The organism is Flavobacterium sp. 270 (assembly GCF_004368785.1).
Taxonomy (GTDB): domain Bacteria; phylum Bacteroidota; class Bacteroidia; order Flavobacteriales; family Flavobacteriaceae; genus Flavobacterium.
Genome location: NZ_SODM01000007.1, coordinates 136,014 through 160,165, shown reverse-complemented (window position 1 = coordinate 160,165; position 24,152 = coordinate 136,014). Strand labels below are relative to the sequence as shown.

The following is a 24,152-nucleotide window of genomic DNA, read 5'->3' as shown; positions in this document are numbered from 1 at the left end:
TTTGAGTTCAAATGTAATTTCCCGGGTTTTGACAAAAAGAGTTTTTTTAGGTTTAATGGTTTTTTTACTTTTTGCCTGTAGTAAAAAAGAAGAGCCAATAATTGCTTTTTATTATTGGAAAACCATTTTCAAATTATCTCCAATTGAGAAAGAAGTCCTAAAAGAAAATCAGGTAAGTAAACTTTATATTCGGTATTTTGATATTGGTTTAGAGCCAAATACAAAAGAACCAATTCCCGTAAGTCCGATACGATTTCAGGAAAACACCAGCAGTTTTACAATTGTTCCCGTGATTTTTATTCAAAACAAAGTCATGCTGCAACCCAATCTGGATATTGAAGATTTAGCGCAAAAATCGATTCGTTTTGTAAATGAAGTCAGCGCATCCAACAAAATTACTTTTCAGGAAATTCAAATTGACTGTGACTGGACTTTAAATAGTAAGGACAATTATCTTAAATTTATTGAACGATTTAAGAAACTTTCGCAGAAAAAACTTTCGGCAACAATTCGGTTACATCAAGTCAAGTATTTCAAAAAAACAAAAATACCAAATGTCGATTCCGGCGTTTTAATGTATTATAATATGGGATCAATTGCTCCGGATTCCTTAAATTCTATTTACGATCAAAAAATTGCATCAAAATATCTTCAAAGTTTAAAAAAGTATCCGTTGCATCTCGATTTTGCACTTCCGATATATTCCTGGGCAGTTCATATTAGAAATCAAAAAGTGATTGGTTTACGATCAAAACTAAATTTAAGTGAACTTAAAAAAGATAGTAACTTCGAGCAGACAAGTGCTGTTTTTTTTAAAGTGAAACATTCGAACTATAAAAATGGCATCTTTTATGAAGAGAATGATCTGCTGAAAATAGAAGCAATTACTGAAGAAGATTTAAAACAAATGGCAGAAGAACTGGACGAAAATACAGCACAAAAGCCAAAAGAAATTATATTTTACGATTTAGACGAATTCAATTTAAAAAACTATGAAAAGAATATTTTTAAACAAGTTATTTCTGGTTTCTAGCGCCTCTTTACTTTTTGTTTACGGAATAATTTTTGCGTGTGGCGGCGGTGACGACTGGGATTACTTTGGTTACAATTCTAATTTTACGCCAGAAACTTTTGCAGACAAATCGTATACGCCTCTTTTCTTGTCGGGCGCAATTTTTTACGGAATTAATTTTGATACGCAGCATAATTCTCGTTTTAATGACAATATAAAATCAGATTGGGAAGCCTATCTAAAAGGAAAAGCCGATGTAGCAACCGTAAGTTATTTTCTAATTGGTTCTGATAAAGAAAGATCATACGAAGATCGAAACAAACCTTTGGAAAATAAAGTTGAAATCGAACAGCTTCATGTTTTTTATAAAACCAAGAAAGAGAATAAAACTTCGCTGAAATGGGGTAAAAAAATCAATCTGAAAGACGATAAAATCAAAGATTTTATTGAGTTCTTGTATTTGGCACAAAAGATAGAAACGGTTTCTATTGGAGATGATTATTGGAGTTATGATCCGGTTGTGGCAAAGACTTTCAAGGATTTAAAAATGATTCAGTCAATCGAGAATGTTTATAATACGACTTCGGATTCCTTCTTAAAAAACAGATATTGGTTCCTGACGATGAAAGCGCGTTTTTACAGCACCGATAAACAAAAAGCGATTTTGTTTTTTAATAAAACCGAAGCTTCTGTGCCTAAAAATGTGTTGTATTATCGTGCACTTTCTTATGTAGCGGGAATCAATTATCAGCAGAAAAAATATGCAGTTTCTAATTATTTATATGCGCAAGTTTTTGATAAATGTCCGGAAATGAGAATTGTGACCGCTTATAGTTTTCATCCAAAAAATGAATCCGACTGGACTAAATCATTATTGTTGGCTAAAAACAATAAAGAAAAAGCCGCGCTTTGGGCGGTACACGGTTATTATAAAGATGAGAAACAAGCGATTGAAAAAATCTACGGATTGGATCCAAAAAGCGAGCATTTAAATTATTTGGTAACGCGATTGGTCAATAAACAAGAAGAAGCTATAAATAATTCGTTTCAGCAAAGTGGCGGCGATAATCTTCCTATGAAATCGCAGACTGTTGCAGAAAATAAAGCCGAAAATCTGGCTAAATTTGATAAAGCCGGTTTTGATTTGATTGCTAAAATCTCGGCTGCAGGAAATACAGAAAGACCTTATTTATGGGATATTGCACTTGGATATCTGCAAACTTTAAAAGGTGATTTTGCAAATGCCGACAAGAATTTAGATAAAGCAGAAAAAACGCTTCCAAAAACAGAATTGGCTGGTTATCAATTAAGATTATTGCGTTTTGTAAATAATATGAGCAAGATTGATAAACTGACGGATAAAAACGAAAAAACAATTCTAGCCGATTTAATTTGGCTTCATCAGGAACTTCCTAAAACGTATAAAGGCGGAGAGTTTCGTTATGAAAATGCGGCGCAATGGAGCAAGAATTATTTAGCGGTACTGTATAAAGCAAAAGCAAATCCGGTAATGGCAGAACTTTTTGGTTCTTCACGTTATGGTTATTGGAGCGCTTCGGATAATAATTTTTACAATAACGAAAAAGATTTGTTAGACATGAAAGCTTTTTTGGCTAAGCCAAATAAAACCGAAATGGAGAAAATTGGTGCTGGAATTTATAGTTTGAAATTGAAGGATATTAATAATTTTCAGGCAGTTCAGGCAACTTATAAAAATAAAATCCCAGAAGCTATTGCTTTTTTACAACAGACAGATTCTGTACAATATTATACTTTTTTGGGAAATCCGTTTAATGGAAATATAAAAGACTGCCACGATTGCGAACATGCTGCATATCAGAAAAAGAAATATTCGCAGATCGAATTTTTAACCACGATAAAAGCGATGCAGGATAAAGTTGCTAAAAATGAAGATGTTTATACCAATAATTTATTGTTGGGAAATGCATTTTATAATATTACCTATTTTGGAAACGGCAGAACTTTCTATGAAATTACCATTTCTACTTACGACTCAGGTGTTTATTCTTGTGATCTTTCTAAAATGTATTATCAGAAAGCATTTGAAGCGGCAACAACCAAAGAACAAAAGGCGAAATGTGTTTATTTGATAGCCAAATGTGATCGAAATGATTATTATAATAAAAAATATAAAAATGTTGATTATTGGGATAGACAGGATGACAAGATTAATTTTATTGCATGGGAAGGATTTAAAGCATTAAAAAAAGACTATTCAGACACTAAATACTATCAGGATGTAATTGCAGAATGCGGTTATTTTAATACATATATCAATCAATAATTATAATTTGAAATGGTAAATAAAATAGAACATATCGGGATTGCTGTAAAAGATATGGATGACGCTAATGTGTTATTCGAAAAATTACTTGGCGTTCCGTCATACAAAATGGAATCTGTAGAAAGCGAAGGCGTTTTGACTTCTTTTTTTCAAACGGGAGTTAATAAAATCGAACTTTTAACGGCGACGAATCCAGAAAGCCCAATTGCGAAGTTTTTAGAAAAGAAAGGCGAAGGAATTCATCATATCGCTTTTGATGTCGAAGATATTCAAGCGGAAATAGAACGCCTAAAAAGTGAAGGTTTTGTATTGATAAACGACGTTCCGAAGAAAGGTGCCGACAATAAACTGGTGGTTTTCCTGCATCCGAAGAATACAAATGGTGTTTTGGTTGAGCTTTGTCAGGAAATTAAATAAAAAAATACAATTTTTATTCGGAAATAATCTGCTGAAAATCAATTGCGTTATAAAAGAGAAGCAATAAAGTTTTGTATTAAATAAAAATCTACTCTTAAAATATTTGGAGTGAACCGAAAATAGTAGTAATATTGCATCCTCAAACCGGTCCTATAGCTCAGCTGGTTAGAGCACCTGACTCATAATCAGGTGGTCCCTGGTTCGAGCCCAGGTGGGACCACAGAGAATACTAAAAAAGCCTTATAAACATTGCGTTTGTAAGGCTTTATTTTTTGTGGGAGACGAATATTATTTAAAATTTAAATACAATTTAGATTAGTTGTTAAATTAAATAAAAAAACCTCTAGATAGAGGTTTAAGTAATACATTGAATGTTGTCTTAGTTTTTATTCCTTATTGAGAATATATTCATAAATTTTTTGCGTTATTTTTATGATACTATCTTCAATTTTCCCAGAATAATTAATATCATTGAAATCTATTCCATCGTATTTAGCTAACAATATAATTTTGTCTTTATCTGTAGTGATATCTAGTGGAATACTAATATTAAAATCTAAATTATACTTGTATTTTTCAAAATCTTTATTTGTTAATACATAAGCTGAATGATCAGTAGAACTAAATAAAGAATCTTCTAGTTTAAAAGTTTTGCTCGAGTTGTTCTTGTCTATAACGGTTGTTACTTGAATAATTTGATAATCTTTATTATTATTGGACAATGTTTGGATTGTTTCATATTCTATAGGAGCTATTTTATTAATCACTGACTTATCTTTTATTTTAATCGTTGAATAATTAGAATTTTTAGATTCTTTTATTTGTAGACTAAAATTCGGGTTTTCCGTAATTTTAAAAATAGGATTGAAGATTTTTTTTCTATCCTCTTCGCTATAATTTGTAAGTATAGTATCTACTACTTCGCTATCATAATCTTCATCTAATACCAATTCTTTATACTTGTCACCTACATTAATCGCCCAATCCTTTATTGATGGGTCATTTATTGAAGCTTTCATGATTTTGTCAACAGCCAACCCAACTTCAAAGCTGCCATATTTTAAATCAACCATTCTAAAATCCAAATCAGGCAAGATTTTATTGAAAATAGAATTTAGCTTTGTTTTATTGGTTTTAGTGTACTTGAAAGTGTTGAAAAAGTCAGCTTTTAAGAAATTTTTAAATGACGATGATAGATTTGATAATAATGTATTTGATAATTCATTTAAACCAATTGTATCTGAATATTTATCATTTAATGGTGCGAACTTTACATAAAAAGCTTTTTCTCTTAAACTATTTAAATATGTATTAGATTTATACTCATTTATAAGTGAATAATAATATGACGCTTCCGTTGGGATATACTCAAGAAAAGAATCATCATTTGGCAAGTAATTATCACTTACATGATTGCTTTGAGTTAAAGTAATATTTTTAATTTCACCATTAAAATCTTGTTCTACTAAATAAATTATATTGTCATTTCCAATTATGATACTTCGAAGAGATTTCTGTGCAGTTAAGTATTGAAATATTTCTTCTTCATCAACTTCTAAAAATAAATAAATATCAGATTCGTCAATTGTATCAACTAAATATTGAAAAAAATGTTTGTCATTGCGTTTCAAATGTGTCAAAATTGGCTCATCTAAAAAAATAATATCTTCAATCTTTTTGAATTTACTTAAATCAAATATGTTGTTCGTGATATTAGTCTTCATTTACGATAGTGAATTTAGTTAATAAGTCTAAATCTTTTTTTGGGAAAAACGTATAGTGATTTTTGTCAGTTAAGCAATGCTTGATGCCGTCCTCGTCGGTAATTGTACTTTTTGCAATAGCTGAATATTTTACTTTTTTACTTTTGGATAAATTATTTAGAATTTGATTAGCATGTTCATAATTGGTAAATACGGATAAACCCCATGCTATACAGTAATCTTGAAATTTTGGTTTAAGCAAGACCGCTTGTGGTATGAAAGAGTTTGTGCTAATTGGATTTTCAACGCATCTGAAAAGCGTTTTTTCTCCTTCATGATTATCTAAAGGACATTTTTCTATTGATTTGATTTGTTCGTGAAAGTTTAGTTCCATTTTGGTCTTATAAATTTCTTAAGCTAATTCTAAAAAAAAAACATCATTTTAATTACTGATGTTTCAAATATACAAACAAAGTTTGCATTCTACTTTAAAACATTTTATTAATTGGTTATTTTTGTAATATTATTCTGCTGTAAATTTTTTAAATGTATTATTTTTTTTAAATAATAAAAAGAAAATAGCAAAAGGGGATAACATGAAATTAGAGAAAAAGAATAATAGCTATTTCGTCAAAAAGAAAAAGGAATTTCAGGCAACTCCTATTGATCCGGCTTTTATAAAACCAGCTTTTGATTTTGCTTATGAAATGGTTTATGGAGAAGGATTTCATAGAATTAAAAGATCAGGCGGACAATTAAATCGAACTCCACTAGAGATTTTTCAAAATACTTTTCAGGGAAAATTAGCAGAAATGGTTTTGTATAGAAATCTAAAACTTCAAGACATTGAAGTTGAAGAACCGGATTTCAGTATTCATGGAAAAGGCGTTTGGGATGAAACTGATTTAAAAGCAAACGGAAAATTTATTTGTGTAAAGTCGACTGCTTTTTTCTCTAATCTTTTTCTTTTAGAAACCAAAGATTGGAATTCCGAAGGAATGTATATTCCAAATCATGACATTTCAAAAACTGCGGTTTACGATTTTTTTGTTTTGGTTCGAATTAAACCTGATATAAAAAATATTTTAAAAGGAGTTGTTGAAGCTAAAGAAAACTTATGGCACGAAATTGAAAAAGCAACTTGGATTTATGATATTCCGGGTTGTTGTTCCATAAAAACAATTCAGCATATAATTGAGAAACAATATGTTATTCCTAAAAATGCTTTGCTGAATGGTAAGACTAAAATGGATGCGGAAAATTATTATGTGCAATCGGGAGATTTGAGGGATTTAGATAGTTTGTTCTCAGCATTAAAAGAAAAATAGAGTAATTTTATTTTTTGAATTAAAAAAAATATCGATTAAGATTATTTAGACTTGCGGGCTTATTTAGTTTTAAAGAAAAAATAGATTAATTTTATCTTTCAGGACAAATTAATCTAAAATACCACAAATGGATAATTTAACTCCAGAACAAAGGAGGAAAAATATGCAGGCCATAAAAAGTACAGCGACCAAAGATGAAGTCAGACTGGCAAAAGCACTGTGGAATTTAGGTTACAGATATCGAAAAAACAATAAAAAGATATTTGGGAAACCGGATATTACTTTTGCAAAATACAAAATAGCTATTTTTATCGACAGTGAATTTTTTCATGGCAAAGATTGGGAAACGCAGCAATTAAGAATCAAATCTAATCGTGAATATTGGATTCCGAAAATCGAGAGAAACAGGAAAAGAGATATTGAAGTAAATACTTTTTTGCTTTCAGAAAACTGGACAGTTCTTCGATTCTGGAGCAAAGAAATTCAGAAAGAATTGGATAAATGTCTGGAAAAAATTGAGCAGGAAATAGCACTTTCAAAAAATACTAATGTTTCTACAAACACAATCTAAGCAAAATATTGATAAGTATTGCGACGCATTAAAAGTGATCGGTGCTTTTTCCAATTTGTTTAGTTCTTCAGAAAAACCTTTTATACAGTACCGCGCTGCAGAAAATCTTTTTTGCAAGGCTTTTAGTGCTGAAAACCTTGCGAGAGCAGATGTCGCTTATGATGCTGTTATAAACGGATGCGGCATTGGTATTAAAACTTTTGTGTTAACTGGAAATTCTAAAATAGAAAAAGTAGCCGAGTTTAATTCGCTTAGTTCCGAATTAAGAACGTTAAAAGGTATTGAATTAGCAGAAAAATTAGCCGATTTTAGAAATCAAAGAATTGAATTTGCAGATCGAATTTATAAAATAGATAAAAGAGTTTATCATATTATTGGTCGTGATAAATTTGTTCTAAAAGTTTTTGAAGTAGGTTATGATTTAATAGATAAAGCTTCGATTGAAATTATAGAGGAAAGTAAAAGTTCTTTAAAATTTAAAGATGCTTTGAATGAATATAATTTTAATTTTTCGAAAAGTGTTTTAATGAAACGCTTTGTGGTTCCTGAAGATTATACGGAAATCAATGTTGAAATTCTGGAAGAACCAATTAATGAACTGATGAATTTGATAAGACCAGATTCAAAAGTCATCAATAAAAAAGAAGCTGATTATAAAATCGGTTTATTTACTCAGGAAGAATTAATCCCATTTAAGGATTATGTAATATTACCGCTTTATTCTCCAGAAGCAAAAAAGAAGTTAAAAGAGCCAATCGTTCCGTTAAAAAGCCAGTTGAATCAATGGAACGCAAGCGGACGAAAAAGAGATCCGGGCGAAGTTTATATTTCGATTCCATCTAAAGTTAGAAACATTGCGGTTGATTTCTTTCCAGAAAAAGATGTTGTTTTTAATCTGAGAATTCCAAGCGGAGAAATTTTATCTGCAAAAGTATGTCAGGACGGAAGCAAAGCTTTAATGACAAATCCGAATAAAGCATTAGCCGACTGGATGTTGAGAAAAGTATTAATGCTTCCGGAAAATGATCTTTTAACTTACGATAAATTGAAAGCTGTTGGATATGACAGCGTGAAAATCACAAAATCGAGTGATACAGAATATTATATCGATTTTACGAAACTAAATGAATACGAAGCTTTTATTGAAAAAAATATTGAGGACAATAATTCTCAATATAAACTGATCTTATAGCGATTGTACTTTTTCTTTCGTTTTCTTTTTGTCTTTTGCTTCAACAATCTCAATGTATTTCGCAATTTCAGAAGCCAATCTTTCGATAACCGGCATACTTACTGAATTACCAGCTTGTTTGTACAAATGCGAATTTGAAATTGCAGGTAATTTAAAACTATCAGGAAATCCCTGAAATCTAAAACACTCTCTCGGAGTTAGTTTTCTAAAACCGTAATCGGTTGTAATAAGTGGTACGTTATGACCACCAGTTCCCATATTTGCTGTTAGAGTAGGACATACGCTCGATTTGTTTTCTCTTACATACTGTCTTCTAAACTGATAAATGCGTTCTTTGCTTACGACAGCTTCTTTCAGCATGTTGTACATGTATTTATCTTCGTGATAGTAAAACTTCTCGTCGACTTTTTCTTTGGTAATAAGATCCTTAATCGATTTGGTCAAATTTTCTTTCTCAGGAAAATGAAATTCAAATTTATCATCTTTGATAAAATCTTTATCAAAAGCAATCATAAAGATACGCTCTCTATTATGCGGAATATTTCCGAAATCTTTTGTGTTTAATACAGAACTGTCAAAAGTATAGTTGCGTTTTCTTATTTCACTTTCTATAACTTTCATTGTATTTCCTTTATCATGCCCTTTTAAATTTTTTACATTTTCAAGAAACACGACTTTAGGTCTCATTTCATCAATAAAATCTAAAATCTTAAAAAAGTGGTTTCCTCTGCTGTCTTCAAAACCTTTTCTATATCCTGCAACAGAAAATGGCTGGCAAGGGAATCCAGCAGTTAAAATATCAACTTTCTTAAGTGCATTTACATCTAGTGCCATTACATCGCCTTCGATAAGGTTATGTTCGAAATTATTTTTATAGGTAATACAAGCATTTTTATCAAACTCATTAGCCCATTCCAGTGTAAAACCAGCTTTTTCAAAACCCAAACAAATACCGCCAACACCTGCATATAAACTTCCTACTGTATATTTATTTTTCATCTACTTGTTTTGTTTTTTTTGATCTAATAAATTTTTAAGACTCAATTTAAAACCTTAAAAAATCTTATTTCATTTTATTATGCAAATATATTAATTCATAAACATTGTTTTGATGCTTCCTAATTTAAAAAATTTATATCCTCATAATATTTATAAAATCTGAATTGAGATTTTTTACGTAAATGAAAACGTGAGAAGTTTCTTTTAAATCTTATTTTGAAATATCCGATTCAATTTTTTTAATCATAAAATTGAATTGGATTGAAAATAGATTCTAAGTTTAGAATATTTACTAAAAATAGAGATATAGAGTTTATATAAGTTAAATTTGGGTTTAAAAGATTTGAAATTGTAATTTACGATATCGATTTCTTAAAATATGCGTTTTGTTTTTGAATAAAATTCTAACTTTTTGGAGAAAGCTTTTTTGTTTTAAAAGTTGGATTTGTGCAAAAATCTTATACTTTTGTCAAAGAATTTCATAACGAATATTGTTTTTGTGCGAAATTTCATTTGAAGAAAAAATTACTAATAATATATCATACTGTTTTTTAACAGATTGAATTATGAAGGCAATAAAAACTCTTTTTTTCGTATTTGTTTTGACTCTGTTAAATGTGAATAGTATAACAGCAGGAACAACACCGAGTCAGTCAATGCCTCCGCCAACAGCAAAAGGAGCAAGTACAAATAGTACTCCACCTAATCCTGGATTTCCGATTGATCAGAATATTGTTTTTCTAGCGGTCGCAGGATTAGCTTTAGGAATTACAGTTCTATATAAAAATAAAATAAAAAAAGCTTCAATGTAAATTGAAGCTTTTTTTATGAAATAGTATTCCGTTCTTATTTGTTTATCGAATATAAACGAGAAATATATTTTCCAACAACATCAAATTCTAAATTTATTTTGGTTCCTACTTTAAAATCCTTAAAGTTAGTGTGCTCATAAGTATACGGAATAATTGAAACTCCAAATTGATTTGTTTTAGAGTTTACAACCGTAAGACTAACTCCGTTTACGGTAATAGAACCTTTTTCGATTGTAATATTGTTGAGGTTTTTATCATATTCAAAAGTGTAATTCCAGCTTCCGTTTGCTTCTTCAATAGCAATACAAGTTCCGATTTGATCTACGTGACCCTGTACAATATGCCCGTCAAGGCGATCACCAAGTTTCATACCGCGTTCCAGATTTACAATGTCATTGGTTTTCCAGTCTCCAATATTAGTTTTTAAAATCGTTTCATCAATAGCCGTTACGGTATAAAAAGAATCGTTTATAGCAACAACAGTAAGGCAGATTCCGTTGTGCGAAACGCTTTGATCTATTTTTAATTCATTAGTTATTGAAGCATCAACAGTTATGTGAAGATTGTTTTGGTCTTTTCGTATTTCGTGAATCCTTCCGAGGGTTTCTATAATTCCTGTAAACATTGTAGTTTTATTTTACTAAATTTGCACATCAAAATTAGTAATAAATAACCTCAGGTCATGAATAAAAAAGCAGAAAATATAATAGTTGGAATTTCAGTAGGAGATTTAAACGGTATTGGAAGCGAAGTTATACTTAAAACATTCGAAGATTCTCGTATGTTAGAGATGTGTACGCCGGTTATCTTTGCAAATGCTAAAATACTTTCATTCGTTAAAAAAAGTTTTACATCAACAGTGCAATTTCATGGAGTTGATAAATTAGATCAGGTTTTACCTGGAAAAGTAAATGTACTGAATCTTTGGAAAGAAGGTGTTGATATTAATTTTGGAGTAAACGACGAAAAAATAGGCGAGTATGCTATAAAGTCATTTGTGGCTGCAACCAAAGCATTAAAGAATGGAGAAATAGATGTTTTAGTTACAGCTCCAATTAATAAGTACAACATTCAGTCAGAAGAATTCAAATTTCCCGGACATACAGATTATTTAGATCAGGAGTTAGAAGGAAATGCACTTATGATGATGGTGCAGGATAATTTGAGAGTTGGTCTGCTGACAGATCATGTTCCGTTAAGTGAAGTTTCTTCACATTTGACAGAAGAATTAATTAGTAGAAAAATTGAAACAATTAGAAAGTCTTTAATTCAGGATTTTAGTATTGTAAAGCCAAAAATTGCTGTTTTAGGATTAAATCCGCATAGTGGAGATGGAGGCGTAATTGGTAAAGAAGAAGATTTAATATTAAAACCGGCTTTAAAAAAGATATTTGAAAGTGGAACTATGGTTTTCGGACCATTTCCTGCAGATGGTTTCTTCGGAAGCGGCCAATACGAAAAATATGATGCTATTGTCGCAACATATCATGATCAAGGATTGATTCCGTTTAAGACCCTGTCATTTGGAAAAGGAGTTAATTATACAGCAGGCTTGGATAGAGTAAGAACTTCTCCGGATCATGGTACAGCATACGATATTGCTGGAAAAGATATGGCGGATTTTAACTCGTTTACAGAGGCAGTTTATCTTGCGATTGATATTTATCGTTCGCGTAATCAGTATGAGGAGATTAGCCAAAAACCTCTTAAAATAAAAGAAAAACAGTTATAAACAAAAAAAGGTGAATAAGATTATTAGTTTTATAATAATTTTATATCTTTGCACCCCAATTCAGATATCTGTTTTCAGATCTGGATGGATCAAATTGATGTTGAAATGAGCAAAACAAAAGAATTTTTAATTCCTTTCGTAGGGTTAAAACTAGGAAAACACCATTTTGAGTATCAGGTAAATAATAAGTTCTTTGAGAACTTTGAGTATGACGAATTTCAAAGTTCGGATATCAAAGTAAACTTAGTTTTAGATAAGAAAAGCACAATGCTGGAGTTAGATTTTAAACATAAAGGAACAGTAAATGTACCTTGTGATCTAACTGGAGAAGATTTTGATCTTCCGTTAAAAGGCAAAATGAAATTGATTGTTCGTTTTGGAGACGAATTTAACAATGATAATGAAGAACTGCTGATCTTGCCTCACGGAGAGTTTGAGATAGATGTAGCACAATACATCTACGAAATGATTGCTCTTTCTGTACCGCAAAAAAGAGTTCATCCTGGAGTTAAAGATGGGACTCTGCAGACAGAAGCTTTAACAAAGCTAAATGAATTAAGAGTCAAAGAAGAGAAAGTTGAGAATAAAGAAGAAGAAGATATTGACCCGCGTTGGGAAAAATTAAAGAAACTATTAACGGATAAATAATATAGTAAAATGGCACATCCTAAGAGAAAAATCTCGAAAACAAGAAGAGATAAGAGAAGAACACATTATAAAGCTACTGTAGCTCAAATCGCTACATGTCCAATCACTGGAGAAGCACATTTATACCACAGAGCTTACTGGCATGAAGGTAAAATGTATTACAGAGGGCAAGTTGTTATCGATAAATCTGAAGCGGTTGCTTAATACGTTTTTGTAAATTATACTGGAACTCTCACATAGTGAGAGTTTTTTTTGTTGGTAATAATTTTTGTTTTTTAGGAAAATATAGACAAATTCGCTTCGTTTTTTTTTGTAATTTTCAAGTCTTTTAAAAATTTTTCGGATACGCCGTATTCGAAAGGAAATAATAGAATATAATGAATACAATCACAGCCGCAATTACCGCTGTTGGAGGATACGTTCCTGACTTCGTACTTTCAAACAAAGTATTAGAAACAATGGTTGATACCAATGACGAATGGATTACCACTCGTACCGGTATTAAAGAAAGAAGAATTCTTAAAGATGCTGATAAAGGAACATCTTATCTTGCTATAAAAGCTGCACAAGATTTGATAGCAAAAGCCAACATTGATCCTTTAGAGATTGATATGGTAATAATGGCAACAGCAACACCAGATATGATGGTGGCTGCTACAGGAGTTTACGTTGCTACAGAAATTGGAGCTGTAAATGCATTCGCATACGATTTGCAGGCTGCATGCTCAAGTTTCTTGTATGGAATGTCTACTGCTGCTGCATACGTGCAGTCTGGCCGTTATAAAAAAGTATTATTAATTGGTGCAGATAAAATGTCATCAATTGTAGATTATACAGATAGAGCAACTTGTATTATTTTTGGAGATGGAGCGGGTGCCGTTTTATTCGAACCAAATTATGAAGGCTTAGGCTTACAAGATGAATATCTAAGAAGCGATGGTGTAGGACGCGATTTTCTTAAAATTCCTGCCGGTGGTTCTCTAATTCCTGTTTCTGAAGAGACCGTAAAAAACAGACAGCATAACATTATGCAAGATGGTAAAACAGTATTTAAATACGCAGTTACCAATATGGCAGATGCAAGCGAATTGATTTTACAAAGAAATAATTTAACTAAAGAAGATGTAAGCTGGTTAGTACCGCATCAGGCAAACAAACGTATTATTGATGCTACTGCCGGAAGATTAGATCTTGATGAATCTAAAGTATTGGTAAATATCGAAAGATACGGTAATACTACTTCGGGAACTTTACCATTAGTATTAGCTGATTTTGAACACTTACTTAAAAAGGGAGATAATGTTATTTTTGCCGCTTTTGGTGGTGGATTCACTTGGGGATCTATTTACCTAAAATGGGCTTACGATAAGAAATAAATTAAAACTAAAAACGAATCATTATGGATTTAAAAGAAATTCAAAACCTAATCAAATTTGTTGCAAATTCGGGAGTTGCAGAGGTTAAGTTAGAAATGGATGATGTAAAAATCACGATTAGAACAACTTTGGAAACAAATGTAACAGAAGCAACTTATGTACAGCAATTGCCTGCTCAGCAAGCATTACCTCAGGCGGTGCCGCAAGTTACTGCTCCAACAGTTGTAAATGTAACGCCAGAAGCACCAGCTGCTAACGATTCTAAATATATTACTATAAAATCTCCAATCATTGGAACTTTTTATAGAAAACCATCTCCAGACAAACCTGTATTTACAGAAGTAGGAAGCACTATTGCAAAAGGTGATGTTCTTTGTGTAATTGAAGCAATGAAATTATTCAACGAAATCGAATCGGAAGTTTCAGGTAAAATTGTAAAAATTCTTGTAGACGATATGTCTCCAGTAGAATTTGATCAACCTTTATTCTTAGTAGATCCATCATAAATAAATTTAGATTTTAGATTTTAGATTTTAGAATGGTTCGCATCTAAGTTTTGTTAACCATCTAAAATTATCTAATTATCAAATTGTCTAATTATCTAATTAAAAAAAGATGTTTAAAAAAATATTAATTGCGAATAGAGGAGAAATTGCACTTCGTGTAATTCGTACATGTAAAGAAATGGGAATCAAAACTGTAGCAGTTTACTCTACAGCAGATGCAGAAAGCTTACATGTTAAGTTTGCAGACGAAGCGGTTTGTATCGGACCTCCTCCGAGTAACTTATCGTATTTGAAAATGTCAAATATTATTGCTGCTGCAGAAATTACAAATGCAGACGCAATTCACCCTGGATACGGTTTTCTTTCTGAGAATGCTAAATTCTCAAAAATTTGTCAAGAGCACGGAATCAAATTTATTGGTGCTGCTCCTGAAATGATCGATAGAATGGGAGATAAAGCTTCTGCTAAAGCTACAATGAAAGCTGCAGGAGTTCCTTGTGTACCAGGTTCTGAAGGATTATTAGAATCTTTTGAACAAACACAAAAATTAGCCAAAGAATTTGGTTATCCAGTTATGCTTAAAGCTACCGCTGGTGGTGGTGGAAAAGGAATGCGTGCTGTCTGGAAAGAAGAAGAGCTTTTGAAAGCGTGGGAAAGTGCACGTCAGGAAGCTGCTGCTGCTTTTGGAAATGACGGAATGTACATGGAGAAACTTATTGAAGAACCACGTCATATCGAAATTCAGGTAGTTGGAGATTCTTACGGAAAAGCATGTCACCTTTCTGAAAGAGATTGTTCTGTACAACGTCGTCACCAAAAACTAACTGAAGAAACACCTTCTCCTTTTATGACAGACGAATTGCGTACTGCAATGGGAGCAGCGGCTGTAAAAGCGGCTGAATTCATTAAATACGAAGGAGCTGGAACAGTAGAATTTTTGGTTGACAAACACAGAAATTTCTATTTCATGGAAATGAATACACGTATTCAGGTAGAGCATCCAATTACAGAACAAGTTATTGATTATGACTTGATCCGTGAGCAGATTATGGTTGCAGCAGGAATTCCGATTTCAGGAAAAAACTACTTACCAGAATTACACGCTATAGAATGTCGTATTAATGCAGAAGATCCATATAATGATTTTCGTCCTTCACCAGGAAAAATTACTACGCTTCATATGCCAGGAGGACACGGAGTACGTTTAGATACTCACGTTTATTCAGGGTATACAATTCCACCAAATTACGATTCGATGATTGCTAAGTTAATTACAACTGCACAATCGAGAGAAGAAGCGATCAGCAAAATGCGAAGAGCTTTAGATGAATTTGTTATCGAAGGCGTAAAAACTACAATACCTTTCCATAGACAATTAATGGATGATCCAAGATATATTGCAGGAGATTACACAACTGCATTTATGGATACTTTCAAAATGAATCCAATAGAATAATTATAAAGGCTGTCGATTTCGACAGCCTTTTTTGGTTTATATATTTTATGTTAACCCGACAGGTTTTTAAAAACCACCGAGTTTGTAAATCTAATTTTTTTAGCAAGTAAACACTATTTGTGTATACTTTTTACACACTATTTCGTTTAAGTAAACACTTTTCTACATTTTTGATTTTTCAGTGTATTTTGCTTTAAGCCTTTTATAATAAGGGTTTAGAGAGTTTGGCACAGTTGTTTTTGATTACGGCATAATAATTTCATTACCTAAAGCGTAAAACAACTATTAAATAATTAAAATATACACATTATGAAAAATCTATTTTTATCAGCCGCAATTGTTTTAGGAAGTTTAACTTCATTCGCTTCAACTACTCCAGTTAAAAATACTGTAGTAAAAGTTATTTCTATTGAAGACGAATACACAGAAATTAAGATCGAAGAATTACCAGCTGCAATCTCTGAGTCTTTGAAAAAAGCATATCCAGAAGCGGTAATTACTAAAGCATATAAAAACGAGAAATCAGAATACAAATTAGACGTTACCGTTGGTGACAAAGTAGGTAATCTTTTTGCTAATGCAGATGGAACCTGGATTAAAAAATAATAATTAGTATTCCTGTGAAAATCCAGATAAAGAATACTAAAATTAAATTAACTACATTAAAATATAATTATCATGAAAAATTTATTTCTATCAGCCGCAATCGTTTTGGGAGGTTTAACATCATTTGCTTCAACTTCTCCAATTACAAATACAATCGTTAAAACAGTTTCAATTCAAGATGAATACACTGAAATTAAAGTAGAAGAAGTTCCTGCAGCAGTTACAGATGCTCTTAAAAAAGCATACCCGGATGCAGTTCTTTCTAAAGCATACAAAAATGCAAAATCAGAGTACAAATTAGATGTGACTGTTGGTGACAAAGTAGGAAGTCTTTTTGCAAACGCAGACGGAACTTGGATTAAAAAATAAAAAAGACAAACCTTAAAAACTATTATTATGAAAAAGTTAATCTTATCGGCAGCAATTGTTCTAGGAACATTGTCGATGCAGGCAGAGAATGTTGTTGTAAATAGTCAAGCGGTTCAATCAGTAAACGTACAAGACGAATATAAAGAAATTGATGCCGTTCCGGCAGCAATTAAAACATCTCTAGATAATGAATATCCAGGTGTAAAATTAGAAAAAGCTTGGGTAAACGATAAAAAAGAGTACAAAATTGAAGTAACTGTTCGTGGAGAGAAATCTATTGTATACACAGACGCTTCAGGTAAAATTATTAAAAAATAATTTAACTAATTAAACTATAACTATTATGAAAAAGCTAATCTTATCAGCAGCAATTGTTTTAGGAGGTTTGTCAGTGCAAGCAGCAACAACTCCAGCAGTCACTATGATGACGCAATCGGTAACTATTCAGGATGAATTTACTGAAGTTGGTGCAGATGCTATACCGGCAGCTGTAAAATCAACAATTGAAAAATCTTTTCCAAATACAAAGTTGGAAAAAGCATATAAAAATGCAAGCAATCAGTATAAGTTAGAAATTTCTAATGGAGATAAAAAGTATGTTGTATATACTGACGCTTCAGGAAACATCATTAAAAAATAATTATAAAAAATCAGCATTATGAAAAAGTTAATCTTATCGACAGCAATTGTTTTGGGAAGTTTGTCTATTTACGCAAGTACAACGACAACTCCTGAAAAAACAGAAGTAACTGTTTCTGTACAAAATGAATACACAGAAGTTAGTGCTGATGCTGTTCCTGCAGCTGTAAAAACAGCTTTGCAGACTGCTTATCCTGGAGCAAAACTAGATAAAGCATACGTAAACGAAAAAAAAGAGTATAAACTCGAAATATCAGTCAAAGACCAAAAAGCTACTGTTTACTCAGATGTCAATGGAAACTGGTTGAAAATATAATTAGGTGAATTTAGATTTATGTTTTTGGTGAAAAAGGGATTGCTCATAGCAATCCCTTTTTTTTTTGCATAATTTTGTGAAAAGACAATTTTATTAGTATTATTTTAGCAAAAAAGACCCTAAAAGCAGATGCCTAAGATATTACTGATAGAAGATGACATTGCGTTTTGCAAATTATTAGAGAAATTTCTAATAAAAAAAGCATACGAAGTAACCATAGCTTTCTCCGCTGCAGAAGCAAGAACAGCAATCAAAAATGAATCGTTTGATTTGATTTTGACAGATCTTCGTTTGCCTGATTCTGACGGTATCGGACTTATGTCTGAATTTAAAGAGTCTCACCCGGAAATCCCTGTTGTTTTAATGACTGGATATTCTGATGTGAATACTGCTGTAAAAGCAATCAAAAATGGCGCAGCAGATTACATTTCAAAACCATTTAATCCAGATGAAGTTTTATTGGTAATTACCAATGCGTTGCAACTTCCAAAAGAAGAAGAGGAAGCACCCGTTAAGCAAAAGAAAGCTGTGAAAAAACAAGTCACAGCCGAAAACGAATTTGTAAAAGGAATTTCTACCGCTTCAAAAAAATTACTAGATCACATTCATTTGGTTAGCCCAACCGATATGTCAGTTTTGATTATTGGTGAAAGTGGAACGGGAAAAGAGATTATCGCCAAAAGTATTCATCAGCAAAGCAATAGAAAAAACAACAATTTCATTGCGGTAGATTGTGGTGCGATTCCAAAAGAATTGGCAGCAAGTGAATTTTTTGGACATTTAAAAGGATCTTTCACGGGAGCCATCAGCGACAAAATGGGTTATTTTGAAGCTGCAAACGGCGGTACTTTATTTTTGGATGAAATTGGAAATCTTTCGTACGAAAACCAAATTCAGTTATTGCGTGCACTTCAGGAACGAAAAATTAAACCCGTAGGAAGCAATAAAGAAATAAACGTCGATATAAGGATCATTACCGCAACAAACGAAGATTTGCGCGAAGCAGTAAAAAACGGCGATTTTAGAGAAGATTTATATCATAGAATCAACGAATTCTCTATTCAGTCTCCGTCATTAAAAGATCGTGACGAAGATTTAATGCTTTTTGCCGATTATTTCCTCGAAAAAGCAAATCAGCAACTAAATAAAGACATCATCGGATTTTCTCCAGAAGTAATTTCTATTTTTCAGAATTACAATTGGCCGGGAAATTTACGTGAATTACAAAACTGCGTAAAACGTGCCACGCTTTTATCGCAAGGAGATTTTATCGAAAGCGATGTATTGCCGGCAGAATTTTTCCAGATACAAAAACAGCAAAATTCGGGAACTACTTTTTCATTATCTGAAAATGAAAAAGAAGCCATTATTCATGCTTTATCTAAAGCACAGAATAATAAATCAGAAGCGGCAAAATTGCTTAAGATCACGAGAAAAACACTTTACAATAAATTGAAACAATACAATATCGATTAAACCAATTCCTGTTTTAAAGCTGCAAAAAGCGCATCGGTTTTGGTTTTTAAAGTTGAAAAAGCGCTGGGCATTTCAGAAACTTCATATTCATCTTTTTCAAGTTTCTTAAAAATTTCACCAATTTCGCGCGCCTGAATTTGTTTAAACATTGGCGCAATTCGATGTGCAATAGATTTAATTTCTTCCGTATTTTTTTCGGCAATAGCGGTTTCTAAAAAACCTAAACTTTCTATACTGCTGTCAATAAAAGATTTTAAAACTTCTTTTACAGCATCGTTGTCATTTCCTAAAAACTCATTTAAAGTCCCTAAAGAATACAATTGCGAAGAATTAGTGTCTTCAAATTCTTTGATTTCAATATTTGGAATTTCATCATTGTCTAAAATATGATGAATTGTTTCTAACAATATTTTTGGCGAATATGGTTTTTTTACGACCGTTGTAAATCCAGCATTAGAATAAACAGAAAAATCTAAATCTGTACGCCCCGTCAAGGCAATTACAGGCTGATTTTTATAAACCCCGTTTGGTGCATTTTTTAATTTTTCTAAAAACAGAAAACCGTCTATTTCCGGCATTTGAATATCAGTAATAACAAAATCAAATGGAGTAGTCTGTGCAGCTTCTAAAGCTTTTTGAGCACTATTAAAAGACAATACCTGATGATTTTCTTGTCGTAAAACCCCACTCGTCAGATTCAAAAGATTAATGTCGTCATCAACAACAATAAAAGTCTGTTTTTTGGTGTTTGTAAAAGTTGGTTTTTTTACTTCTTCAACAACACTTTTGCTGTTGTCAAAAAGTAACGGAAGCTCAATCTCAAAAGTACTTCCTTTTCCAAAAGTACTTTCCAGGCTTAAAGTACCACCTAAAATAGAAATTATTTTCTGGCAGATAGATAAACCTAAACCTGTGCCACCATATTGTTTTTCTATATTTTCATTCGCTTGCGCAAATTCTTCAAAAACCAATTTCTGATTTCCTTTTTCAATACCAATTCCAGTATCTTCAATAGTTATAGCAAAAAAACGAGGATCATCAGAAATAAAAGCTTCAATTTTAATATGACCGCTTTCGGTAAATTTATAGGCATTTCCGATAATATTGGTAAGAATCTGTTTTAAGCGAAACGGATCGCCAACAATTCTCGAATTCAGTCTTTTTTCAATATTAATAATCAGCTTAATATCTTTTTGTTTGTAAACCGTTTGAATGTTTGTAGCAACAGTTTCAATAATTTCGGGAAGTAAAAAAGGAACTTTTTCTATCGAAATTTTCCCGGCTTCTATTTGAGAAAAATCCAATAGATCCTGAACAAGCTGCGTAATATATTCAGACGAATTTTTGATGTTTTTAATAAAATAAGACTGCTTCGTATTAACATCAGAATTGCCCAAAAGTTCAGAATACCCCACAATCGTGCTCAACGGCGTTTTTAAATCATGACTGACTGTAGAAATTAACTGTTCACGGCTTTTTAGCAGATTTTTAGTTTTAAAATTCGCAATTTCGAGCTGCTTTTTATACAACTGAGATTTGGAAGAATCTACCACAATTAAAATAGAGAAAAATACCGTAAGCAATAAGCCAATCATCGCCGATGCAGTAACAATATCGTTGACTCTTTTTAATGATTTTTCTTTAAGTGAATTATTTTTGATGGAATTAATGATAATTTCCCGCTCAATTATTCGAAGCACTTTTCGGAGCTGATCTGAAATTGCCATTTCGTTTTGCAGTAATTTATTTTCTTCAAAATTCAGCGATTCTTTTTTCTTTTCGGCACGGAGTTTTACATTACTCAGCAGTTTTTTAGAATTCGCCAAAATAGAATCCGAAGCTCGTTTACTTAACGTATTCGTACTGTCATCTGGAATATTTTGGTTGAGATAATCTACATATTTCTGTAAAACATTACGCTGATAAGCTCCAAGTTGATTTGGATTTTTATTAAAATCCTGAAGTTCTAATTTTCTCAGATTAAACTCCATTTTTGTAATCTCGTCAATCGCCGTATTTACAGAAACTTCATCATCTGCTTTATTTTTTATTTCTTTTAATTGCTTAATGTTTTTGGTTTTTTCAGATAGCAAAAACGTAACACTGTCTAATAAAGTCTTCTGATATTGTGTCGTAACAATTCGTTTTAAGGTATCAATACGCAGACGCAAAGAATCCGACTCAATAATATAATTCTTGAAATCTTTATCAGAATTATTTTGAATGGTTTGTCTGGCTAAACTTTCGGTTTTATAAACATTAGAAAATAATTTACTTACTCTAAGAATTTTGGTTTTTTCGAAAGCAATCTTATCTTCCAGTTTTTTATAAACCTGATTTTCCGAATATAAAAACCATCCAACAGTAACCACCAAAGCTAGTAAGGCAACATAACTGATAAGTACTTTAATTGGCGTATAACTTTTTTTGCTTTCCATAAATTGCAGTGATAATTTGGAAGTTTTTATTTGCTGTAAACAACCGCAATTTATCTAAAAAATCTCTTTAGTTAACAAATTTAGAACTCAAAGTTTTACATAATTCCAACTTTTTAGATCATAAAAAAACCGTAGATTATATAATAAATCTACGTTTTGCTATGTTTGTCTGAAATAAATTATAACGTTTCGTCTAGCCATTTAAAAAATTCACCTTGCCAAACTTGTGCATTCTGCGGATGTAAAACCCAGTGATTTTCATCTGGAAAATAAACAAATCTGCTTTTGATTCCTCTTAACTGTGCAGCTTGAAAAGCTTCTTGTCCTTGTCCGATTGGCACACGGTAATCTTTTCCTCCTTGAAAAATTAAGATTGGTTTATTCCAATTCTGAACCAAAGTTGCAGGATTAAAAGTGGTGTATGCTTTTTGAGCCGCAACATTATCTTTTTCCCAATAAGGGCCACCAAAATCCCAGTTGTTAAAGAAAACTTCTTCTGTAGTTCCCAACATACTTACTGTATTGAAAACGCCGTCGTGAGCAATAAAAGTTTTGAAACGGTTTTTGTGAATTCCAGCTAAATAAAATACAGAATATCCACCGTAACTTGCACCAACACAACCTAAACGGCTTTTATCAACGTAGTTTTCTTTAGCAACATCATCAATCGCAGAAAGGTAGTCATCCATAACTTGTCCGCCCCAGTCTTTACTAATTTGTTCGTTCCATTCAACACCATGACCCGGCATACCGCGACGGTTTGGCGCAACAACTACATAACCTTTTGCAGCCATTAAAGAGAAATTCCAACGGAAAGAATACGCTTGCGTTAGTGGACTTTGTGGCCCACCTTGACAAAATAATAAAGTTGGATATTTTTTTGAAGCATCAAAATTTGGAGGTAAAGCTACCCAAACCAACATTTTTTTACCGTCTGTAGTTGTAACGTAACGTTTTTCGATTTTACCTAATGCTAATGTTTTATAAGTTTCTGTATTTACATTAGACAATTGTTTCCAAGTGTTTTTCTTCAAATTATAAGAAAAAATCTCTGCAGCATGGTTCATGTCTGTTCTTGTCACGATAATATCATCACCAGCAAAACCAACCAAATCATTTACATCAAAATCACCATTTGTTATTTGATGAACGTTAACCGCGATTTTTGTCAATCCCGGAAAATTTACTTCAAAAAGTTGTTTTGTACCATCAGTTGCGGCTACAAAATATACTTTTTTACCATCTTTACTCCAGATAAAATGATCTACAGTTCCGTCCCAATTTGCAGTCAAGTTCATTTTCATTCCCTTAAACTCAACAATAAGATCGTTTTTATCAGCCTCATAACCGTCACGTTTCATTTGTAACCAAGTCAGATTTCCTGTCGGAGAAAATTGCGGAGCCGTATCGTAACCCAAATTATCTTCGGTTCTGTTTATCGTTTTTTGAGTCTCAAGATTGTACTCATAAATATTGGTGTTGGTAGAAACTGCATAAGCCGTTCCCGCTTTTTTCTTGCACACATACAAAATACTTTTGCTGTCTGGAGACCAGATATAATCTTCGTCGCCGCCAAAAGGTTTCTGCGGAGAATCAAAAATTTCACCTTTTAAAATATCAATTCCGGCAGCGCCATCTTTGTTTTCTTTATAAAAAACGTGGTTAAATTTACCTTCATTCCAAGTATCCCAATGACGGTAATCTAAACCATCATAAATCTGTGCGTCAGATTTATCAAGACTTGGGTAAAAATCTTTACCTAAAACTTTATCAAGTTTTACTTCTTCATTGTAAACTAAAAATTTTCCGTCTGGCGAAACATTTTTGTCCTTCAATAAATCTTTAGTGTCCTTAACTTCCGTTGCATTTCCGCCAGTTATCGGCAAAACATAAAACTTAGAATTCGATTTGTTTTCAGCTACAGAAGGCGTAGAAACTTTAAAAACAACATTTTTTTCATCTTTAGAAAGTCCAAGTGGCGTTACTCGTCCTAATTTCCATAATAATTCGGGTGACATTAGATTCTGTCCGATAGCATTTAAACTCATCATTATTAATGTTGTTACTACTACTTTTTTCATATTATAATTCTGTTTTTTGTGGCGTCTAAAGTACAAATATATTTTTGCAACAAAATGTTAAACCATATAAGAAATATAAGTTCATTTAATTAGAGTCGACATGATATTAAATTTAAGAGAATAAAAATCTTTTTTTAAATGAACTTATATTTCTTATATGGTTAAAAAAA

General features: G+C 32.0%; 25 protein-coding genes and 1 tRNA gene. 20 read left to right on the top strand and 6 right to left on the bottom strand.

The window, feature by feature from the left end; all coding sequences use genetic code 11:
* Position 1 precedes the first annotated feature (1 nt).
* The 4 genes from EV144_RS22020 (at position 2) to EV144_RS22005 (ending at position 3,954) form a co-directional block, all read left to right on the top strand.
* Positions 2–1,033, top strand: a complete 1,032-nt coding sequence (locus EV144_RS22020; RefSeq protein ID WP_243854730.1) for a hypothetical protein — start codon at positions 2–4, stop codon at positions 1,031–1,033.
* Positions 993–3,317, top strand: coding sequence for a hypothetical protein (locus EV144_RS22015; RefSeq protein WP_134151292.1), 2,325 nt, complete (start codon positions 993–995; stop codon positions 3,315–3,317). The genes EV144_RS22020 and EV144_RS22015 overlap by 41 nt, the downstream gene beginning before the upstream one ends.
* Positions 3,318–3,329: 12 nt before the next feature.
* Positions 3,330–3,734 (top strand): methylmalonyl-CoA epimerase, encoded by a 405-nt coding sequence (gene mce, locus EV144_RS22010; RefSeq protein ID WP_134151291.1) that lies wholly within the window; start codon positions 3,330–3,332, stop codon positions 3,732–3,734.
* 146 nt (positions 3,735–3,880) lie between these two features.
* Positions 3,881–3,954: transfer RNA gene (locus EV144_RS22005), tRNA-Ile, on the top strand.
* Between the two features lie 166 nt (positions 3,955–4,120).
* On the opposite strand, the gene EV144_RS22000 is transcribed toward EV144_RS22005, so the two are convergent.
* Both EV144_RS22000 and EV144_RS21995 read right to left on the bottom strand, forming a co-directional pair.
* Entirely contained in the window at positions 4,121–5,458 is a 1,338-nt protein-coding gene (locus EV144_RS22000; RefSeq protein WP_134151290.1) for a hypothetical protein, read from the bottom strand.
* Complete coding sequence (locus tag EV144_RS21995) at positions 5,448–5,831, bottom strand: hypothetical protein (RefSeq protein WP_134151289.1); 384 nt, start codon at positions 5,829–5,831, stop codon at positions 5,448–5,450. Before EV144_RS21995 ends, EV144_RS22000 begins: the two co-directional genes overlap by 11 nt.
* Before the next feature lie 202 nt (positions 5,832–6,033).
* Between EV144_RS21995 and EV144_RS21990 the strand changes: the two genes are divergently transcribed.
* From EV144_RS21990 to EV144_RS21980, 3 genes are all read left to right on the top strand, one after another.
* Complete coding sequence (locus EV144_RS21990) at positions 6,034–6,765, top strand: hypothetical protein (RefSeq protein WP_134151288.1); 732 nt, start codon at positions 6,034–6,036, stop codon at positions 6,763–6,765.
* 127 nt (positions 6,766–6,892) lie between these two features.
* A complete protein-coding gene (locus EV144_RS21985) occupies positions 6,893–7,336 on the top strand; it encodes a very short patch repair endonuclease (RefSeq protein ID WP_134151287.1) in 444 nt (147 codons plus the stop codon).
* Complete coding sequence (locus tag EV144_RS21980; RefSeq protein WP_134151286.1) at positions 7,314–8,528, top strand: restriction endonuclease; 1,215 nt, start codon at positions 7,314–7,316, stop codon at positions 8,526–8,528. The genes EV144_RS21985 and EV144_RS21980 overlap by 23 nt, the downstream gene beginning before the upstream one ends.
* On the opposite strand, the gene dcm is transcribed toward EV144_RS21980, so the two are convergent.
* The gene (dcm, locus tag EV144_RS21975; protein ID WP_134151285.1) at positions 8,523–9,527 is read right to left on the bottom strand and encodes a DNA (cytosine-5-)-methyltransferase; all 1,005 of its coding nucleotides are present in this window, start codon (positions 9,525–9,527) and stop codon (positions 8,523–8,525) included. The genes EV144_RS21980 and dcm overlap by 6 nt on opposite strands.
* 617 nt (positions 9,528–10,144) lie before the next feature.
* Between dcm and EV144_RS21970 the strand changes: the two genes are divergently transcribed.
* Positions 10,145–10,339 (top strand): hypothetical protein, encoded by a 195-nt coding sequence (locus EV144_RS21970; protein ID WP_134151284.1) that lies wholly within the window; start codon positions 10,145–10,147, stop codon positions 10,337–10,339.
* A gap of 34 nt (positions 10,340–10,373) precedes the next feature.
* On the opposite strand, the gene EV144_RS21965 is transcribed toward EV144_RS21970, so the two are convergent.
* Positions 10,374–10,964: a riboflavin synthase gene (locus EV144_RS21965; protein ID WP_134151283.1), complete on the bottom strand. Its 591-nt coding sequence runs from the start codon at positions 10,962–10,964 to the stop codon at positions 10,374–10,376.
* A 57-nt stretch (positions 10,965–11,021) separates the two neighbouring features.
* On the opposite strand from EV144_RS21965, the gene pdxA reads away from it, so the two are divergent.
* The 12 genes from pdxA to EV144_RS21905 all read left to right on the top strand — a co-directional run bounded on the left by pdxA (position 11,022) and on the right by EV144_RS21905 (position 19,463).
* On the top strand, positions 11,022–12,071 hold the full coding sequence (gene pdxA / locus EV144_RS21960; RefSeq protein ID WP_134151282.1) for a 4-hydroxythreonine-4-phosphate dehydrogenase PdxA: 1,050 nt from the start codon (positions 11,022–11,024) through the stop codon (positions 12,069–12,071).
* A 105-nt stretch (positions 12,072–12,176) separates the two neighbouring features.
* On the top strand, positions 12,177–12,719 hold the full coding sequence (locus EV144_RS21955) for a YceD family protein (protein WP_134151281.1): 543 nt from the start codon (positions 12,177–12,179) through the stop codon (positions 12,717–12,719).
* Between the two features lie 9 nt (positions 12,720–12,728).
* On the top strand, positions 12,729–12,923 hold the full coding sequence (gene rpmF / locus EV144_RS21950; RefSeq protein WP_031455170.1) for a 50S ribosomal protein L32: 195 nt from the start codon (positions 12,729–12,731) through the stop codon (positions 12,921–12,923).
* A gap of 173 nt (positions 12,924–13,096) precedes the next feature.
* Complete coding sequence (locus tag EV144_RS21945) at positions 13,097–14,095, top strand: beta-ketoacyl-ACP synthase III (protein ID WP_134151280.1); 999 nt, start codon at positions 13,097–13,099, stop codon at positions 14,093–14,095.
* A 23-nt stretch (positions 14,096–14,118) separates the two neighbouring features.
* A complete protein-coding gene (gene accB, locus EV144_RS21940; protein WP_134151279.1) occupies positions 14,119–14,601 on the top strand; it encodes an acetyl-CoA carboxylase biotin carboxyl carrier protein in 483 nt (160 codons plus the stop codon).
* A 109-nt stretch (positions 14,602–14,710) separates the two neighbouring features.
* Positions 14,711–16,057 (top strand): acetyl-CoA carboxylase biotin carboxylase subunit, encoded by a 1,347-nt coding sequence (gene accC, locus EV144_RS21935; RefSeq protein WP_095384645.1) that lies wholly within the window; start codon positions 14,711–14,713, stop codon positions 16,055–16,057.
* 309 nt (positions 16,058–16,366) lie between these two features.
* Entirely contained in the window at positions 16,367–16,663 is a 297-nt protein-coding gene (locus tag EV144_RS21930) for a hypothetical protein (RefSeq protein WP_134151278.1), read from the top strand.
* A gap of 72 nt (positions 16,664–16,735) precedes the next feature.
* A complete protein-coding gene (locus tag EV144_RS21925; protein WP_134151277.1) occupies positions 16,736–17,032 on the top strand; it encodes a hypothetical protein in 297 nt (98 codons plus the stop codon).
* Between the two features lie 27 nt (positions 17,033–17,059).
* Entirely contained in the window at positions 17,060–17,350 is a 291-nt protein-coding gene (locus tag EV144_RS21920; RefSeq protein ID WP_134151276.1) for a hypothetical protein, read from the top strand.
* 25 nt (positions 17,351–17,375) lie between these two features.
* Entirely contained in the window at positions 17,376–17,672 is a 297-nt protein-coding gene (locus EV144_RS21915) for a PepSY-like domain-containing protein (RefSeq protein ID WP_134151275.1), read from the top strand.
* An 18-nt stretch (positions 17,673–17,690) separates the two neighbouring features.
* On the top strand, positions 17,691–17,987 hold the full coding sequence (locus EV144_RS21910) for a hypothetical protein (RefSeq protein ID WP_134151274.1): 297 nt from the start codon (positions 17,691–17,693) through the stop codon (positions 17,985–17,987).
* A gap of 129 nt (positions 17,988–18,116) precedes the next feature.
* A complete protein-coding gene (locus EV144_RS21905; RefSeq protein ID WP_134151273.1) occupies positions 18,117–19,463 on the top strand; it encodes a sigma-54-dependent transcriptional regulator in 1,347 nt (448 codons plus the stop codon).
* Here the strand turns inward: EV144_RS21905 and EV144_RS21900 are convergent.
* Together EV144_RS21900 and EV144_RS21895 are read right to left on the bottom strand one after the other, a co-directional pair.
* On the bottom strand, positions 19,460–21,901 hold the full coding sequence (locus EV144_RS21900) for an ATP-binding protein (protein WP_134151272.1): 2,442 nt from the start codon (positions 21,899–21,901) through the stop codon (positions 19,460–19,462). The two genes, EV144_RS21905 and EV144_RS21900, sit on opposite strands and share 4 nt — an antisense overlap.
* A 179-nt stretch (positions 21,902–22,080) precedes the next feature.
* The gene (locus EV144_RS21895; RefSeq protein ID WP_134151271.1) at positions 22,081–23,982 is read right to left on the bottom strand and encodes a S9 family peptidase; all 1,902 of its coding nucleotides are present in this window, start codon (positions 23,980–23,982) and stop codon (positions 22,081–22,083) included.
* Positions 23,983–24,152: the final 170 nt, after the last annotated feature.